The sequence below is a fragment of the Hathewaya proteolytica DSM 3090 genome, assembly GCF_900142225.1.
Lineage (GTDB): Bacteria > Bacillota > Clostridia > Clostridiales > Clostridiaceae > Hathewaya > Hathewaya proteolytica.
Map to the genome: position 1 here is coordinate 37,376 of NZ_FRAD01000008.1, position 18,572 is coordinate 55,947.

Here is an 18,572-nt window from a genome sequence, read left to right on the forward strand (position 1 = left end):
AAAATAACATCAAAATTATTAATATTATATCATAAATATGGTTAATTTAAATAGTCCTCATATTATTAACTGCTGTAATAGCTGAAGCCCATGCCCATTGAAGGTTGAAACCTCCACAATCTCCATCTACATCTAAAATTTCACCTGCAAAGTATAAATTGGGGACAATGCGAGATTCAATAGTTTCGTTGTTCACATCAGTGGTATCTACACCCCCACAGGTAACTTGAGCATTGCTAAAAGTGTTTACGCCGCTGACATTAAAACTCCAACACTTCATAGTGTTGATGATGGATAATTGTTCATCCCAAGTTAGATTGTAAACCTCTTTATGTATTTCCTCCACGCCACAACATTTAAGAAATACGGGTATGAGTTTTTTATTTAGAATGCCTATTAGAGAGTTGAATACACTTCTGTATGAGAATAGTGCCCAATGATTTAGAAGAAACTCTTTTAATTCATTGATAGACATATTTGGTAAAAGATCAATGTGAAGTTTAACATTTTTTTTGTCATACAATTTGGAGGCAATTCTACTAACTTGAAGCACAGGAGGTCCTGAGATTCCGTAATCTGTGAATAACAATTCACCATAGCATTTTCTAAGGGCTTTATTGTCTTGGCATATTTCGCAAGAACCCTCTAAGCGTATGCCGGACAATGCTTTTAATTTATCAAAATCCAGTTTTAGCTGTACCAGACAAGGCAGAGGGGTTATTATATGGTGTCCAAGAGATTTTGCCAAGGAGTAACCAGAACCATCGGAACCTGTACTGGCATAGGAGTTGCCACCAGTGCAAATTAAAAGATTCTTACTACAAAAAGAAATGTCTTCCTTGGAGTTTATGTGAAAAATATTGTTTTGTAAATTAATATTCTTTACTTTATAATTATATTCTATATTAATATTTCTCTCTTCTATGGCGAGCTTAAGAAGATCTACCACAGAAGAAGCTTGGAGTGACATGGGGTAAAGCTTATTTCCCTCAAGTTCTATAATTGGAAGTCCTATAGTATAAAAAAAATCTTTTGTATCTTTGGAAGAAAAATTTTCGATAACACTTTTAAAAAATAAAAGATTATCGCTGTGATAGTCATTTTTGCAAGAAGAAGAATTTGAAATATTGCATCTACCATTTCCCGTAATTAAAATTTTCTTGCCTAGACGAGAATTCTGCTCCAATAAAAGCACATTCATACCCCTGTCTTTAGCACTTATAGCAGCGGCAGAGCCGGCAGCTCCTGCACCTATTATTATCAAATCATAAACCATTGTTTTACCGTCCTTAATTATAATCTTGTTATCAATATATTATACCACGAAGAAATGTAAAATAAAAAAATGGCGAAAAATAATAAAATATATGTTGACATATGGACTAAAATTGGGTATTATATACCTTGTCGGGTCTGTTAATACAAAATGATTTTCAACGTGAGCAAAACAAATTGTAAAAAAAATAAGTTATAAAAACAAAAAAAGTGTTGAAAATGATTTCAAAGTATGATAAGATAATTAAGTCTTTAAAATATGGCTCCTTGGTCAAGCGGTTAAGACACCACCCTTTCACGGTGGTAACAGGGGTTCGATTCCCCTAGGAGTCACCATTTAATAATTAAATAATAAAACATGGTCGCATAGCTCAGCTGGGAGAGCATCTGCCTTACAAGCAGAGGGTCATAGGTTCGATCCCTATTGCGACCACCAAAAAATGGCCTAGTGGCTCAGTTGGTTAGAGTGTCGGCCTGTCACGCCGAAGGTCGAGGGTTCGAGTCCCTTCTAGGTCGCCATTTTTTTAAAACATGCTGGCATGGCTCAACTGGCAGAGCAGCTGACTTGTAATCAGCAGGTTGTAGGTTCGATTCCTATTGCCAGCTCCAAAATACATGGCTCCTTGGTCAAGCGGTTAAGACACCACCCTTTCACGGTGGTAACAGGGGTTCGATTCCCCTAGGAGTCACCATTTATATAATTAAATAATAAACATGGTCGCATAGCTCAGCTGGGAGAGCATCTGCCTTACAAGCAGAGGGTCATAGGTTCGATCCCTATTGCGACCACCAAAAAATGGCCTAGTGGCTCAGTTGGTTAGAGTGTCGGCCTGTCACGCCGAAGGTCGAGGGTTCGAGTCCCTTCTAGGTCGCCATTTTTTTAAAACATGCTGGCATGGCTCAACTGGCAGAGCAGCTGACTTGTAATCAGCAGGTTGTAGGTTCGATTCCTATTGCCAGCTCCATAATTGTGTTGATAACTTATGTAAAACATAAGTTTTTTTTAGTTGTTTTAATAAAAAATCCTGCAAAAGATCTTGCAGGATTTTTCTATCTAAGTGATACTGGGTTTTTTATTAAATTCAATTTTACTCTTATATCTTCACCGTAGAACTTACATAAAGTAAAATTCCCCAAAAGTCTAGATGAAATTCTATCGCTATAGATTTCCATTATTTTTTCTAAACTAAAATTAGAAGAAATAATCATTTTTTTATTTGTCAATAATCGCTTATTAATAAGATTGAAAAGTTCGCTTTTAGTAAAATCATTGTTAAACTCTGTGCCAAGATCGTCTATAATGAGAAGATCGCATTCTAAAAGTAATTCTTGAAGTGATTGATCCTCTTTAAACCTTATTTGTTTAAAATCTCTTATAAGATCATCACAAGTTCGATATAGTACAAGTACACCACTATCTAGAAGTGCTCTAGCTATGGAACAAGAAAGAAAAGTTTTGCCGATGCCAGGACTTCCATAGAAGAATAAATTTTCATCGCTTCTATAAAAATTCTTAACAAAATTTATAGAGACAGCTAGATTTGTTTCCATATTATCCCTTGGGGACTTTGGTTCACGACCTGTTATCTTGTCTTCATAAAGATTGATATCAAAAGTTGCAAAATTGCACTGAGACAATAAATCCTTTAAATTTGATGATTTATAATAAATCTCTGTGAGGTACTTTTTATAGCAAGAACATTTTTTGTTTCCCACGTATCCAGTGTCCTGGCATTTCTCACAAGTGTAAGGTAGATTTAGATAATCCATAGAATATCCATGGGCTACTAATAGCTCAGATTTTTTAATTCTCAGATTTGTTATTTGTTCTCTTAAATCTAAAAGAAATTGCTCTCTATTGTCCATCTTTTTTAAAGTGCTAATGGAAACATCAATGCATAGCTTTGCAATTTTCTCTTCTATTTCTATAACTTCAGGTACTTCCTTTGCGATAGTCTCTCTGTTGCGCTGAAGAATATCTTTGTTTTGCTTTCGTATATTTTCGTATTTCTCAGAAAGCTCCCTATCATATTTTTTAATCATTATTATCCCATCCTAATAATTTTTTCTCTAAAGTCGCAAAATCATAAGTTCTTTGCTCATAATTCGTAAAGTTGCCCTTGCTACTGGAAGAATTGTTGTTGCCATACTTCTTGTAATTTGGCTTAGTATTTATGTCGTGTTTCTCAATATCCTCTAAAGTAGTTAGATTTGCCTTGAACCAATTTCCCAGAATGGCATCAATATACTTAAAATCAGTTTTACTAAGGCGTTGGAAGCAAATATCACAAGCTTTGTAAATGATATTTAGCTGGAATTTATAAGTGTTAATCCACTTATTCAATAAATCCTCTTGAGGTTTCATCATGTCTGAATTGCTCATTCCAAGATAAGTTCTGATTTGGTTTATTTTAACCCAGGTATCTTCTCGTGACTTTATAGACATTTGTGCATCATCCACAGTTTTGATATTATTGTCAAACCAAGAAATAGCTATTTTCTCTATATACCTGTAATCAGTTTTATTTTTTGAAGCACAATATTGGATTAGCAGCAGTATCATCTCAGGAGAAAAGTTGAAATCCTTTTGCCAAGACAGATACATAGTTATTTCTTTTGACGACAGCGTTCTTCCAAGAAGCTTTTCAATATCTTTAAGCATATCCTTTATATTTTTATTATTTAATTCTTCTAATAAATTTATACTGCTTTCTGAAGAAACTTCTTCTCTATTTAAATTTAGGAATTCAATAGAATAACTGCCGTTGTTAAGGGATTTAAGCCTTATTACATTTTTGTCATTCCAGTACATCCACGCATTTAAAACATCGGATTCAAGTAAATCAAGCTTTTGAGCTATGACAGAGGAGGAAACCCCTGGTTCACCGCAACAAGAGTATTTAAGCCCTAAGATATATATTTTTACGTACTCCCCCCTAGCTTCAGGCATGTAGTTTTCTATGAAGGTGTTGCTTACAGAGGTGTAGGCACTATTTTTGTTGTTGAAAATAAAAGTATTCATTATATCATCCTTTAATTTATATTTAAAATAATGTTAATAGAATCCACAACTCTACGATAATATAAATATCTTATTAATTTATTTATAAAGATAGTTTAGTTTTAGAGGAGTAGAGTGTCATGACCATTAGCATTTTAAGCAATGTATTGTATACTGTCAGTCTGTATGGTTCTATTATAACATTGTTTTTCAGTTTAATTATAAATATGTTCAAAATTAAATTATTTAAAACTTTGGGAAAGGTTCTTTGTAGATTATTTATTATATTTTGGGTTTTTTATTTAGCGCTTAATATATATATTCTTTTTGCCAGCACTTAGCCATAAGAATAAAAACTTTTTTGGTATACAATAGGGGTTCTCAAAAAAAGAGAGCTCTTTTGTTTAACCCCATGTGGATAGAAAAGGGAATTTTGGATATGAAATTAGCATATTATAAAAAGAGACATACAGAGAGGGATCTTACTGTATGCCTTAAAATTGCTAATAGCTTTTTGAGAAGGTAAAAACTATTAACACGTTATAAACAACTTATCAACAACTTATCAACAAACTATAATTAGATTTTACCAAAATGTATTATAAAATACAACACAAATTTACTAATGGTTAAACAATATTCTATTAGAAGTGTTTTTGGGGGATAATATATGATGAATAAAAGTGCTATAATACCATTATATTTGAACTCGATTATGGTGGATAATTTATTTACAATATTAGTGGAGGAATTATCTCTCTCATTAAAAAATGATTTAAGGGAACAAGTCGTTGTTAACATAGATACCCCTTTAAGAGAATTAATTAAGGGGCAATATGTACAGGGAGATTTTAAGCTACAACTTTTAAATGAATACTCTAGGGAAAATTATGCACAAATACGGGTAAAGAGAATAGACGTTTTCGTACAATTAATGAGAATATTAAGGCAACAAAGTATGATAAAGAAAATAGATCAAGATGATATAAATCCCACACAAATAAATGCGGGAGATTATATTGAAGTCCATTGTGAACTGATGGAGGATCATCTTATAAGATGGTTTCAGGAAATTGAATCCGTTGTAAATAGTATGTCTTATTTAAATAAGAGCAAAGCCTCCCAATTAAATGATGTGGATTTAGTTCAAAAAGCTCATGACGAGTTAAGAAAATATAATGAAAGTAAAAATACAAGACTTATTACGGAGAAATTCAAACACAATAATATTAGATTTACATTTATAATAGAAGATGAATTTATAGAGGGGGCTTTTGGAAATATGCTAGAAGGCCCTGTTACCATAATAGGAAAGGTAATAAAAAAATTAGAGCCATCACAAGAGTCGGAGGTTGTTGACAAAGACAATAATAATAATAAAAGTAGAAGAGTTTGCACATATTGTGACAAATTTATCAATTATATGGAAATGGATAAGCTGGAAAATAAAATTAATGATATAAATAAAATTACAGACAATATTAGAATACCTGACAATTTTTTGGAAGATAATAATGGGGACTGCATATACAAAATAATACCCCTGGCTATATATTTTTAAACTGTTTGACAATAGGTGAAAATATATTATACTAATAATTAGAACGTATTTTATTTGCAAAATTATAACAAAAAAATTTTAGAAAATAAAATAAAAATAAAATTTTAATTATAATGCAAATAAGAAAGTGTATCTTAGGATGGAGGTGAGATTAGTTTAATAAATTAAACTAATGTCTATGAAAAATGTAAAAAGAAATGATTTATGTTGGTGTGGAAGTGGATTAAAATATAAAAAATGCCATATGGACCAAGATGAGTTTTTAAAAAAGTTAGGAAGACAGCTTGGATGCAAAATTCCTAGAGATATTATTAAAACTCAAGAGCAGATTGATGGAATACGAAAGAGTGGTGTTATAACCCATAATATTTTAGATTTAGTGGCAGATCTTATGAAACCAGGAGTGAGCACTGAGGAAGTCAACACTTTTGTTCATAATTACACTGTAGAGCATGGAGGAATACCTGCTACGCTAGGTTTTGAAGGGTACCCTAAAAGTGTGTGCGTATCAATAAATGAGGTTGTGTGTCACGGTATACCAAATGAAAAAACAAAGTTCAAGGAAGGGGATATAGTAAACGTAGATGTCACTACTATTCTAAATGGTTATTATGCTGATGCAAGTAGAATGTACATAGTTGGGGAAGCCAGTAAAGAAGCGGTTGACCTTGTAAATGATACTCGTACTGCATTGGAACTAGGGATGCAACAAGTGAAACCCTACAATACAGTAGGAGATATAGGGTATGCTATCAGCAAGTTTGCTGAGGAAAAAGGATATTCCGTTGTGTACGAATACGGTGGTCATGGTGTAGGTATAAAGTTCCACGAAGAACCCTTCATATCTCACATAGGAGAAAAAGGAGAGGGTATGATATTGCTGCCCGGCATGGTATTTACTATTGAACCCATGCTTAATTTAGGAAAGCCTGATATTAAGATACTTAGTGATGGGTGGACTTCTGTTACTATAGATAATAAGTTGTCAGCACAGTGGGAGCACACTTTAGTAGTTACAGATAGTGGATTTGATGTATTGACTTAATTTTTACAATAATATATGGGAAGGGAGGATATGGATAATGGACGTAATTAACAATAAATATAGGATAGTAAAAAAGTTAAATGAATATATTTGTTATGTTACTTATCTTGTGTATCATATATCAAATGAGGAAAAATACTACGAATTAAGTTTATTAAAAAATGACAGCATTCCTTCAAGTTACTTAACGGATTTTGAACGGATTGTTTCCTCAATAAAAAGAATACACACTGAAAACATCGTAAGTATAATAGATTATGATATTATTCAATCCATAGATGGAAAACTAACAGATGATATAAAGTACTATTATGTTTGTGATTATGATGATAATCAAGTTGATTTGTCAAAGATATCCTCTCTTGGCAGTGAGAAAATAAGTGAAATATTTATTGATCTCTGCCAATCCATAGCGTTACTGCATGCCAAGGAAAGAGTGTATGAAAATATATGTTTTGAAAACCTTATGCTTAAAGAAAAAAACGGCAATTTTAAGCTTGTGCTAAGGGATATGTACAGCAGCAAGTTTATTAAGTATGAAAAGAAGTACTCCTCTTATGAAGATCTGTCGGAGTTGAGCAGGTTTAGATTTCAAAGTTCTTACGACAAGGATATGTGTGCTCTTGGAGTGCTGCTCGTTGGACTTATAAATGGAATAACCAACGGGAAAGCAGCGGTGGAGATACTTCGTTCATATTATGAGAATGAAGTATACAATCATGTAGACAGTGGTAATTCATATGATAAACTTATGAAGCTAGCATTTCTTATGGTGTTTAAGAAGGAAATCTTTAGTGTGCGCCAAGCAATACTTAAGTACAACAGTATTTTTAATGCTAGTTATCCAGTGTTTAAAAATTTAGAACCAGAACAGTTGAATTTTGATACGGAACTTACTTCTCGGCAAGAATACGTGGACAATGTAGTTGAATCATATAACAGGTTTAAAATAGATAATAGTGCAGAAAAGGTGTACGTTCTTTACGGAGAAGAGGGTATAGGAAAAACTAAAGTTTTAAAGAGCGTGGCTTACTATCTTCAATCCATGGGGGAAAGAGTTTTTTCAAATATCAATAAGAGAATGGATTCAAAGGATGAGAGCATTAGTTTAAACATAATAAGCAAAATGATAGAGAATTGTCCTGATGATGTTATGGCCCAATATGAAGATACCATAAATGATATTTTGGTGGGAATGAAAAACAAGAGTGTTCTTTTACAGAAAAACTCCTCTGGTACGGACAAGATTAGAATGATTTTTATAAATAGGGCAGCTTCCTTTATAAGAGAATATTGCAAGGCAAGGCCTATAATAATAATAATAGATGATATAACATCGGCAGATGACATTACTGTGGACCTTATAAAATATATATGCAGTATGAACTGTAAGGTGTTTATTATCATGGCTTGTAGGTGTGAGAAACTTTCCATGAAATCGGATTTTGAAAAGTGGATCACTGAGCCTTCAATAGATAATAACGTTATAAAAATACAATTAAAACCCGTGGGTAGATTTGAAAGCGATAAAATAGTATCGCAAATTTTAGGCGTAAAAGAGTTGCCATCCCACATTGGTGCCAATATTTACGAGCGTTCAAAGGGAAACCCTCTTCTTATAGAAGAGACTATTAAAAATCTTTACGTTACAAAAAGAATATATACAGATAAAGATACAGGCATGTGGCGAATTAATACAGCTCTTAGCAGTGTTGAACTTACAGATATAAAAGATGCTGCAAGAGAACAACTTAAGGGCCTTGATGCAAAAGAAATATATGCACTGCAATTGCTCAGCATATTTAAGAATCCAGTTAGCAGCAAGATCATCGAAGTTGCAAAGAGCAAGTTAGAGATTTATGGCAAAGAAAATTATAGCAAACTTATTAATGGAAACATTTTAGAAATAGTCTACGATGAGGATGATTACACTGTGGATTTTAATAATCGTTATATGAAAACTGCCATAAGAAACACAATAAATAAAGAACTTCATGAGTATATAGCTATGATTACAATAGGTATCCTTGAGGACATATATAACCTTGGTGATATATCCATATTAGATGAATTAATTTACCAAGTGGATACTGTGAATGATAAAAAAAGAATAATAAAATACAACGTAGAAAATGCCCATTTGTGCCTACAAGACAATTTAGAGAATAAGGCATTAACTTACTTCGATAAAGCATTAAAGGCGTACAATAGGGGTGAATCAGATAATCTAAAAATTAATATAATGATAAGCATGGGAAGATTGTATTTCAAACAATTTAACTTTGAAATGTGCCAATTAATTTATAAACAGGCTTTTGAAGATAATTCTAAACTAAATGATAGAGATACAAGTGTAGTAATACTTGAAAACCTTTGTAACGTCTATGAATGTACAAGAAATGAAAAGAAGTTAGAGTTGTATATATCAAAAATGGAAAATCTACTAGAAGACAATTGTGATAACTACAATGCAGCGAAGATATGCCATCTTAAGGCCACTTATCATAGTTACAAAAATGAGATTAAGCAGAGTAAAGATTTATGCTTAAAGGCGCTGGATATCATAAAGGAGGATTATGATGTTTTAAAAGCGGGTATATACAACACTTTATGTTATGTATATATAACAATTGGTCACATTGAAGAAGCTTTAAAAACTGCCAATATGGCTATAAAATATGCAGTGGAATATGACAACAAACTTGTTTTATATAAAGCATACACAAATCTCACTGTTATATATTGCGATTACTATCAAAATGCAGAAAAAACCGTTAAATACAGTAAATTGGCAAAGGATATTTCCGAAGAATATGGTGAAATAATAAATATAATTAGGGCTAAAAATAATCTAGCTATTTCTTACTTTTATGGTCATGAATACGATAAGGCTATGAGGGAGTGCAAAGAGAATCGAGAATTAATGGGCGACTCTGAAAGTTTTTACAATATATATTGCAATGTAATAAATTGCAACTGTAATGTTATTTTAGAAGATATTTGTGAGGCATACGATAGCTACAGAATAGGTAGAATTTTATATGAAAAAATTGGAGAAACTGAGGAGAGCAATAATAAGTTAGAACATTATTCTATAATGATGTGCTTTAATCTTTGGATTGGAGACTACGAAAACACATTTTATTACGCTGAACAGTGCAATAAGATAAATCTAAACGATATAATAATATTTCACAACTATATAAGGATTTATGAGGCATCAGCTAACATTTTTATTGGCAAGAAAGTTTATAAAAACTTCCAAGTAATAAACCACAATTTGAAAAGGATAACAAACTACTCTTATAGCCTAAATATTATTACTCGCATAGCAAAACACTATGTTCTTCGTGATAGAGAAGAAGAGATTATCCCATTCATAAATTTAAATTTACCTCAAATAGAAGGTAAAATTGAAGATAATGATAAGGTGGATATGTGCAGTTACAATCTTTTAAAGGCCCTGGTAGAAGATAATTATGATAAAAAAATAAGGATATTAAAGGGGAATTTAAGACTAAGTAGAAATAAAAATTTAAATGAGTCTTGCTATATAACTGCCCTTTATATGAGAAAGTTGTACTTAAATAAAGAAAAACTTATGGATGCTGATATATGCCTTTGCATAGCAGCTATTTCTGTAAGAAAACTATTAAATAAGTGCACAAATAAATGCTATGAAACATATACAAAGGCGTTTAATCTAGAGCATTACTTTAAAAAAATATACTCTTCAGATAAGTATTTTGTCATAAAGGGAAAGCCTGTTGATAGTTTATATAACCTAGTTCACATCGATGGAGTTACCCTAAAAATGGATAGCTTTAGGGCGCAGATGAAGATAAGAAAGTTCAAAAACATATACAATTATTATGATAATTATATAATAAATGATTTTACATCCATTGTAGAAATGCTCAATGGCGATGACTATCACAATATAAATGTGTTAAACAAATATTTAAGTCATACTTTTTTTGCGGATAAGAGCGTAATAGTATCTAATTCCGATGACAGATTCCAGATAGTAGACAACACAGAGGACAATACCCAAATTGACATAAAGATGGATGAAAGACTTAGAAGATGCAAAACTACAAGGCAGATTGTAAAGGAGTATGAAGGTGATTTTGTAGTTACCTTTTGCATACCAATAATAGTTTCATGGGAAGTTATGGGGGATGAACATTTTATAAATGACAGGCGAAAAACTAATGTTAAAAAAGATAATCTGGTGGGATACATTTATATAGAGATAAATCCTATTTTCGAGTCTTACGTTGAAAAGAGAATATTTAAAATCGGAAATGTTATCAAACTTGCAGGTATAATTCTCGATAAAATTAACCTTAAAAATAGTGCGTTCTACGATAGGCTAACAGGAGCACTTACAAGAAAATATTTAGATATTACCTTAAAAGAAGCATTGGAGGAAAGCAAGAAAAACAGAAAGAAATGCAGTATTTTGATGTTGGATCTGGATAAATTCAAATATGTAAATGATAACTTCGGCCATCAAGTAGGAGATAAAGTTTTAAGGGAGACATCAGAGCTTATAAGAAATAAAATAAGAAGTGCAGATATTTTTGGAAGGTATGGTGGAGAAGAACTTCTAGTAGTTCTTCCAAACAGTGACAAGACAGCAGGAGTAACCTGTGCTGAGAAGCTTAGAAAATCTATAGAGGAAAGCAAAATGCTTGGGGAGAGAAGGAAAGTTACGGTGAGTATAGGTGTCTCTTGTTTCCCGGAGGATGGTCAAGATAGTATAGAACTTATCGAGAAGGCTGACAAGGCGCTTTATATAGCAAAAAACAGGGGAAGAAATCAGGTTGTAGCTTGGTGCGATGATTTCGGACGGTTTTCTCACGGTATGCAGCATTTGTCTAGCACAGTTATGAAAGCTGTTATGCAGGAAGAAAAAAGATTTAGCTATGTATTGGAGATAATCAAGTTAATAAAGGAAGCTAGACCTGTTAGCGAAAAAATAGAGAAGGTCATCACTATAATATCAGATGTTACAGAAAGTGAGTTTTCTAATCTATTTCTCGTTGATTCTAATGAGTGCATAAACCAGTATATCCAGGTGAATGATAACTTGTATCAGAGGAATATAAAGTTCAATGAAAATCTAATAAGAGATGTAAAGAATGATAAAGAGGGAATATTCATGGTTGATTGGGATAACCCTTTTGAAGTGGATCCTATATCTAACTTTCCAGATTGGAAATCTGTTATTGTGAGCCCTGTTCTTTATTCTGAGAGAGTACTCGCCATAGTGTATCTTATTGTCTCTACAAAAACAAAGGAATTTTCTTATGAAGATTACAGTATGGTAAATTTATTATTAAGCATGGCTACACCATTGTTTATGGAGATAGGTCATCAAAAAATTTAAACATAAAAAATAACGCCATTGTGAAAAACTACAGCTTTTCTAATGGCGTTATGTGTCTATAGGTTTAAATTATAGATTTACTAGTTCACTACAATTGGTTTTTGAAAGATCTTCTCTGCATATAGTCGCTGTATTTTTACAGCACTTACAGGCAAACCCCACTGCAAGTACTTTCATTTTAGCTGCAAGGGCTGCTTGAACTCCGGCTTCAGCATCTTCTACAACTACACATTCTTCAGGTTTTAAATCAAGGGCTTCAGCACACTTTAGAAAAACTTCAGGATGAGGCTTGCTGTGGCTTATATTATTTCCATCCACTACAGCATCAAATTCTTTTGTGAGTCCAATATACTTCAGGATAGAAGGAGCATTTTTGCTAGAGGATCCTATGGCAACTTTTATGTTGTTATCCTTTAAATCTCTAAGTAACTCTATTACTCCAGGAAGTATATCCTCTGGTGTCAACTTTCTTATAAGATCCTTGTAGTAGTTGTTCTTTCTTTCTGTCATTTCATTCTTCTCTTCTTCTGAAAAAACACGACTGCTGTTTTCAAGAACAATATTAAGGCTTTCCATACGGCTTACACCACGAAGGCGTTCATTGATATCCCTATCAAAATAGACTCCTTTTTCATCAGCAAGCATTTTCCAAGCTTCATAGTGGTAATTGTCTGTGGTTACAATTACCCCATCTAAGTCAAATATAATGGCTTTTATACTCATAACCATAATCTCCTTTGTGTTATATCTTATATTTTAGCTATATCTCTTATTTCATTGTTGAATTTAATTTTCATGGTATCACAAGGACCTTCTAAGATCTTGGCTTCAATAGAGTTCATATTTAGCTTAATGCTTAGAAGATTTTCTTTAAAGTAAATTTTGAACTCCAAATTACCCCAATGCTCAGGGAGCCATGGTTTGAAGTAAAGCATACCATTTTTATCTACACCCATACCTGCGAAACCGAACATTACTGATTGCCATGTTCCACCGGAAGATGCTGCATGGAATCCTTCTCTAGTGTTGCCCTGATTGTTGTGAAGGTCTACAAGAGCAGAGCGCTTAAGATATTTATAGGCCATGGAGTGATCCCCTATTTTTAGTCCCATAATGGAGAAAATACTTGGACTTAGTGAAGAACGATGAGATGTACGTTTTTCATAGTAGTCATAGTTTATCTTCTTTATGTCATCATCAAATTCCTCAGGTAGAAGGAACATAAGCATTACCACGTCAGCCTGTTTATTTATACAAGTGTTTCTAAGGCCCATTTTTCTAGCTTCTTCGGGAATTATAGGCATATCATTTTCATCGTATTCGCTTATAGTGAAATCAGGTAATTTAAAGTATCCTTCAAATTGTTCCATAAGTTTATCTTGTTTATTAAATGGAATATAAATTTTATCATAAACTTCCTGCCATTGTTTTAACTCATCTTCAATAAGACATATTCTAGATACTATATCATCATACTCTTTTGAGTAGTCCTTTTTAAGCATATCTAGCATTTCAAAACCTTTTCCTATGTTCCATCTTGCCAGGTAATTAGTGTAGCAGTTGTTATCAACAGGCTCATGCCATTCGTCTGGGCCAGTTACTCTTGGAATCTCATATCTGTCCATTTCACTGTTGTATATACATCTAGATACCCAAAAACGAGCAGTTTCAAGGATTATTTCTGCACCCTGTTTCAACATGAAGTCTATATCCCCTGTTAATGAGAAGTAATTGTATATACCAAAGGCCACATCGGCAGTTATATGGTGTTCATAGTCTGCCACATAGCACCTATAGCAAGAACCATCTGGTTCAATTGTCCATGCTGGGCATTGTTCTGTACCGTCATCAGCTGATTCCCAAGGGTATTTTGCTCCACGGTAGCCACTGCCAATGGCATTTTTACGAGCCATAGGAAGAAGATTGTATCTATACTCTAGCAACGTTCTTGCAGTGTCAGGACTTGTAAATGCGAAGAATGGCAACATAAAGATTTCTGTATCCCAGTAAGTGTGTCCACCATACTCTTCACCGTGAAGAAGTTTTGCTCCAAGGCTTACAGTATTGTCGTTCTTGTTGGCAGTGCTCATAAGATGGAATATGTTAAACCTAAGAGCCTTATCTACAAGTTCATCCCCATTAATTTTAATATCGGCTATATACCATAGCTTTTCGTAGTGTTCTATATGTCGTTGAAGTTCTTTCTCCATAGTAGTTTCAATGAAATCACTGATTTCCTTATCTACGCTGGCTTTTACAAGATTTCTAGGTACTTCCCTTTCGGTATATATGGAATTAAATCTATCTATAACTATGGTTTCGTTTTCTTTAACATCAAAATCAGAGAATTCTAAGGATACTTCTCCAAAAGTAGAGTATCGTTTACTTTTTATAACATTGTGATTATTTTCTAACTTATGTACCCTCACTACGGAGCCTGTACCAATATGATAATCTCTATCTCTAGTTTTGCATTCAACATAGCATCCACGTCCATTAAGATTGCTTACCTCTAGAGTTTCGGTATGTTTTACTCTAAACCTTGGAAAATCCTTAAAGTTTAGAACAGTTCCATCAATAATTTGCTCCATTTCCATGATCCCTGAGTAGTTTAGAGGAGTAACAAAGAAACGGCTTCCAGCTCTATGAAGGTTATCCCTACTTACAAACCTATATTCTTCAATAAGTGTTTCTTTTCCTTCAATGTCTCTAAGCTTAAATCTCTTAAACAAAATGCCTTTTTTCATATCAAGAGCTCTTTTAAACTCCAATATTTCGCAGTCCTCTATACCAATGAGGTTTCTCTCTACGTACAGTTTTAATGGAACAAAATTCGGCGTATTGGCAAGTTCCATCATAAAAGCCTCAGATTTGTCGAATATACCTGCAAGGTATGTACATGGAAGGCTATTTCTTGTCTCCTCTTCATGGGAACCTCGAATGCACATATACCCATTTGTCAGTGCAAAGTTCGTTTCATACACAAGGTTATCTTTTTGGCAGTATTCAGTTTGTTCAATTATCCAAGAATCATCACTGATTAAGCCACTTAAATTTTTAGAAAAAAAGTTTTTAATCATCAAACCACCCTTTACAATAAATAATAATATAAATTTGTTACAATTCTAATTATACTATGACATATACATTAATGTACAATGCAATTTTACATTTAAAATTTTGTATTAATTTTTTAATTTCTTGTTATTTTCTATGATATATACTAAACTTATATTAATACTAGGTTTACAATGTACGATAACTACCTAAAGGGTGTGCAATATAGTATTAAGCACTGATTTTAGGGGACAATATAATTGATTTGAAATGGAGAGGAGACTGTATATGAATTTTAAAATTAATGAAGTGTATCATGGATTTAAACTAATTGAAGAAAAAGATATTAAAGAGATAAATGGGATAGGAAGAATATTTCAACACGAAAAGAGTGGAGCAAGATTATTTGCTTTAAATAACGATGATGATAATAAGGTATTTACTATTGCATTTAGAACACCAGTAGAGGATAGCACTGGAGTTCCACATATATTAGAACACTCTGTATTATGTGGTTCAGACAAGTATCCTACAAAGGAGCCTTTTGTAGATTTAATAAAGGGATCACTGAATACATTCCTTAATGCCTTTACATTCCCTGATAAAACCATGTATCCTGTAGCAAGTAAGAATGACAAAGATTTTATTAACCTCATGTCTGTATATTTGGATGCCGTTTTTTATCCTAACCTTCGAGACACTAAGGAAATTATGATGCAAGAAGGATGGCATTATGAAATCGAAGATAAAAATGAGCCATTGACATACAAAGGTGTCGTGTATAATGAAATGAGAGGAGCATTCTCATCTCCAGAAGGAGTACTATTTAGAAAGATACAGGAAACTTTATTTAAAGATACAACATACTTCTACGAATCAGGTGGAGACCCTGAGTTTATTCCAGACCTTACACAAGAGAAGTTTGTTGAATTCCATAAAAAATACTATCACCCATGCAATAGTTATATAACACTATATGGAAATGGCGATTTAGATAAGCAGCTTGCTATGATAGATGATGAGTATTTGCAGAACTTCGATAAAATAAATGTGGATTCACATATTGATATACAACAACCATACAGTGCAAGAGTTGACGTGGTAAAACCATATGCTATATCCGAAGAGGATGATGACACCGATAAGGCTATGATAAGTTTAAACTATGTGACTGGGTCGCAGAAGGATGTAACAGATCACTTAGGTATGGATATACTAGAGAGTATTTTGCTAGAAACACCAGCATCTCCATTAAAAAATGCCCTTATTAAAGCTGGAATTGGAAAAGATGTATATGGAAGTTATGATGGCGGAATTCTTCAGCCAACTTTCAGTATAATCGTGAAGGATACTGATGAAAACAGAAAAGAAGAATTCTGCAAAATAGTAAATGAAACTCTGGCAAAACTGGTGAAAGATGGTATAGATAAAAAGTTAGTTGAAGGATGCGTAAATTCCACAGAGTTTAAATTGAGAGAGTGTGACGGTTCATATTATCCAAAGGGGCTTATATATGCTATGAATTGCCTTGAAAGTTGGTTATATGATGAGAGTCCATTTAACTATATAGAGTACGGAAAGTTATTAAAAGACATAAAAGAAGGTGCTGAAAACGGATATTTTGAAAAACTTATAGAAAAATATCTTCTTGATAATACTCATAGTTCAGTACTAACTCTTGTACCGGATAAAACCTTAGCAGCTAAAAAAGACAAAGAGCTTAAAGAAAAACTAGCTAAGATAAAGGCCAATATGAGTGAGGAACAATTAGAGGAGATTATAGAAAATACTGTAGCCTTGAAAAAGAGACAATCAACACCGGATACACCAGAGCAATTAGCAAAGATTCCTTTATTATCACGAGATGACATTAATAAAAAAGCCGAAGAAATAAAAGTAGTGGAAAGAGAAGTTTGCGGTGAGAAGGTACTGTATTTAGATGAGTTTACTAACCAGATAGTTTACTTTATTGCGTCCTTTGATTCTTCAGCTGTGAAAAAGGAGCTTATACCTTACCTAAGTGTGTTATCTTATATGCTTGGAAAGCTTAGTACTGCAAAGCATAATTACAATGAACTTTCCAATGAAATAAATATTAATACTGGAGATATATCTTTCTCAGCGGATTCTTATGCATCTATAGATGATACTGATACTTTCTGTACTAAGTTTACCATGAGAGGAAGAGCACTTACTGAAAAAACTAAGGAAATGCTTTCACTTATGGCAGAGATAATTTCATCTACAAAGTTTGATGAATTTGATAAAATACATGAATTTATAAGACAATTAAAATCTAGAATGGAAATGAGTATGATTGATAGCGCACACAGAATGGCAATTCATAGAGTAATGTCATATTTCTCTGATGGAGCAGCTTATGCAGAACAAGTTAGCGGCATAGATTTCTATAAATTTATTTCTATTTTAGATAAAGACTTTGAAAATAAAAAAGAAGAAATAAAAACTAACCTAGAAACAGTGGCTAAAACCGTATTCAATAAAAATAATCTCATAATAAGTGTGGCAGGGGAAGAAGCTGAATTTAAGGCTGTAGAAGAGAACTTAAGTTTAATTACGGATGTATTGGAAAGTAGAGAAATTGAAGTGCAGAAGTACGAATTTGAAAAAGGCAAAAAGAACGAAGGCATAGAAACACCGGCGGACGTACAGTATGTATGCAAACAGTACAACATAACAAATCTAGGATACAAGTATACCGGAAAGCTTCTAGTGGCAAAAGTTATACTTGGACTCGATTATTTGTGGAACAAAGTAAGAGTTCAAGGTGGAGCTTACGGATGCCCTGTTGTTATTACTAGATCTGGAAATATAGGCTTTGCTTCCTATAGAGATCCTAATTTGAAGGACACATTGAATATTTATGATGAAATGTGGAAATATCTTAAGGACTTCAAGGTAGATGAGAGGGAAATGACAAAGTATATAATCGGAGCTGTAAGGGACTTAGATATGCCTATGTCACCTTCCGTAAAGCTTACAGCAGGTCTTGTGAACCATATAAAGGGAATATCCCAGGATATGATACAGCAGGAAAGAGACGAAGTATTGTCAACTACTGAAGAGGATATAAGAAGTTTCAGCGAAATGTTCAAAAAGTTAATGGAAGAAAATTATATGTGTGTAATAGGAAATGAAACAAAAATAAGAGAAAATAAAGAGCTGTTCAATAATATTATTAAATTGTTCCAGTAATCATTAAAAGTATGGGGGTAAG

The 18,572-nt window shown here is 33.0% G+C and carries 9 protein-coding genes and 8 tRNA genes; 12 read left to right on the forward strand and 5 right to left on the reverse strand.

What is annotated here, in order from left to right; all coding sequences use genetic code 11:
• Nucleotides 1–46: 46 nt before the first annotated feature.
• Nucleotides 47–1,276, reverse strand: a complete 1,230-nt coding sequence (locus BUA73_RS05430; protein ID WP_072903139.1) for a BaiN/RdsA family NAD(P)/FAD-dependent oxidoreductase — start codon at nucleotides 1,274–1,276, stop codon at nucleotides 47–49.
• A gap of 260 nt (nucleotides 1,277–1,536) precedes the next feature.
• Between BUA73_RS05430 and BUA73_RS05435 the strand changes: the two genes are divergently transcribed.
• The 8 genes from BUA73_RS05435 to BUA73_RS05470 all read left to right on the forward strand — a co-directional run bounded on the left by BUA73_RS05435 (nucleotide 1,537) and on the right by BUA73_RS05470 (nucleotide 2,240).
• A tRNA-Glu gene (locus tag BUA73_RS05435) sits at nucleotides 1,537–1,611 on the forward strand.
• A 24-nt stretch (nucleotides 1,612–1,635) separates the two neighbouring features.
• Nucleotides 1,636–1,711, forward strand: a tRNA-Val gene (locus tag BUA73_RS05440).
• 6 nt (nucleotides 1,712–1,717) lie between these two features.
• A tRNA-Asp gene (locus BUA73_RS05445) sits at nucleotides 1,718–1,794 on the forward strand.
• A gap of 14 nt (nucleotides 1,795–1,808) precedes the next feature.
• Nucleotides 1,809–1,884: transfer RNA gene (locus BUA73_RS05450), tRNA-Thr, on the forward strand.
• A gap of 8 nt (nucleotides 1,885–1,892) precedes the next feature.
• A tRNA-Glu gene (locus BUA73_RS05455) sits at nucleotides 1,893–1,967 on the forward strand.
• A 24-nt stretch (nucleotides 1,968–1,991) separates the two neighbouring features.
• A tRNA-Val gene (locus BUA73_RS05460) sits at nucleotides 1,992–2,067 on the forward strand.
• Between the two features lie 6 nt (nucleotides 2,068–2,073).
• Nucleotides 2,074–2,150, forward strand: a tRNA-Asp gene (locus BUA73_RS05465).
• 14 nt (nucleotides 2,151–2,164) lie between these two features.
• Nucleotides 2,165–2,240, forward strand: a tRNA-Thr gene (locus tag BUA73_RS05470).
• An 85-nt stretch (nucleotides 2,241–2,325) separates the two neighbouring features.
• Here BUA73_RS05470 and BUA73_RS05475 read toward each other — a convergent pair.
• Together BUA73_RS05475 and BUA73_RS05480 are read right to left on the reverse strand one after the other, a co-directional pair.
• A complete protein-coding gene (locus BUA73_RS05475; protein WP_072903140.1) occupies nucleotides 2,326–3,318 on the reverse strand; it encodes an ATP-binding protein in 993 nt (330 codons plus the stop codon).
• A complete protein-coding gene (locus tag BUA73_RS05480; RefSeq protein WP_072903141.1) occupies nucleotides 3,311–4,297 on the reverse strand; it encodes a DnaD domain protein in 987 nt (328 codons plus the stop codon). Before BUA73_RS05480 ends, BUA73_RS05475 begins: the two co-directional genes overlap by 8 nt.
• Before the next feature lie 649 nt (nucleotides 4,298–4,946).
• On the opposite strand from BUA73_RS05480, the gene BUA73_RS05490 reads away from it, so the two are divergent.
• The 3 genes from BUA73_RS05490 (at nucleotide 4,947) to BUA73_RS05500 (ending at nucleotide 12,277) form a co-directional block, all read left to right on the forward strand.
• Nucleotides 4,947–5,837 carry a DUF6414 family protein gene (locus BUA73_RS05490; protein ID WP_072903143.1) on the forward strand — a complete coding sequence of 297 codons (891 nt, stop codon included), beginning with the start codon at nucleotides 4,947–4,949 and terminating at the stop codon, nucleotides 5,835–5,837.
• A gap of 178 nt (nucleotides 5,838–6,015) precedes the next feature.
• Entirely contained in the window at nucleotides 6,016–6,882 is an 867-nt protein-coding gene (map, locus tag BUA73_RS05495) for a type I methionyl aminopeptidase (RefSeq protein ID WP_072903144.1), read from the forward strand.
• 37 nt (nucleotides 6,883–6,919) lie between these two features.
• Nucleotides 6,920–12,277, forward strand: coding sequence for a tetratricopeptide repeat-containing diguanylate cyclase (locus BUA73_RS05500; protein ID WP_072903145.1), 5,358 nt, complete (start codon nucleotides 6,920–6,922; stop codon nucleotides 12,275–12,277).
• A 69-nt stretch (nucleotides 12,278–12,346) separates the two neighbouring features.
• Here BUA73_RS05500 and pgmB read toward each other — a convergent pair whose 3' ends face one another.
• The gene (pgmB, locus tag BUA73_RS05505) at nucleotides 12,347–13,000 is read right to left on the reverse strand and encodes a beta-phosphoglucomutase (protein WP_072903146.1); all 654 of its coding nucleotides are present in this window, start codon (nucleotides 12,998–13,000) and stop codon (nucleotides 12,347–12,349) included.
• A gap of 26 nt (nucleotides 13,001–13,026) precedes the next feature.
• Nucleotides 13,027–15,357 (reverse strand): glycoside hydrolase family 65 protein, encoded by a 2,331-nt coding sequence (locus BUA73_RS05510; RefSeq protein WP_072903147.1) that lies wholly within the window; start codon nucleotides 15,355–15,357, stop codon nucleotides 13,027–13,029.
• Nucleotides 15,358–15,622: 265 nt separating this feature from the next.
• Here BUA73_RS05510 and BUA73_RS05515 point away from each other — a divergent pair, with 265 nt between their 5' ends.
• The gene (locus tag BUA73_RS05515; protein ID WP_072903148.1) at nucleotides 15,623–18,550 is read left to right on the forward strand and encodes an insulinase family protein; all 2,928 of its coding nucleotides are present in this window, start codon (nucleotides 15,623–15,625) and stop codon (nucleotides 18,548–18,550) included.
• The last annotated feature ends 22 nt before the right edge of the window (nucleotides 18,551–18,572 follow it).

Coding starts and splice junctions, on each gene's coding strand:
- map (WP_072903144.1), top strand. CDS start 6,016: ATGAAAAATGTAAAAAGAAATGATTTATGTTGGTGTGGAAGTGGATTA.
- BUA73_RS05510 (WP_072903147.1), bottom strand. CDS start 15,357: ATGATTAAAAACTTTTTTTCTAAAAATTTAAGTGGCTTAATCAGTGAT.
- BUA73_RS05515 (WP_072903148.1), top strand. CDS start 15,623: ATGAATTTTAAAATTAATGAAGTGTATCATGGATTTAAACTAATTGAA.
- BUA73_RS05500 (WP_072903145.1), top strand. CDS start 6,920: ATGGACGTAATTAACAATAAATATAGGATAGTAAAAAAGTTAAATGAA.
- BUA73_RS05430 (WP_072903139.1), bottom strand. CDS start 1,276: ATGGTTTATGATTTGATAATAATAGGTGCAGGAGCTGCCGGCTCTGCC.
- BUA73_RS05490 (WP_072903143.1), top strand. CDS start 4,947: ATGATGAATAAAAGTGCTATAATACCATTATATTTGAACTCGATTATG.
- BUA73_RS05480 (WP_072903141.1), bottom strand. CDS start 4,297: ATGAATACTTTTATTTTCAACAACAAAAATAGTGCCTACACCTCTGTA.
- BUA73_RS05475 (WP_072903140.1), bottom strand. CDS start 3,318: ATGATTAAAAAATATGATAGGGAGCTTTCTGAGAAATACGAAAATATA.
- pgmB (WP_072903146.1), bottom strand. CDS start 13,000: ATGAGTATAAAAGCCATTATATTTGACTTAGATGGGGTAATTGTAACC.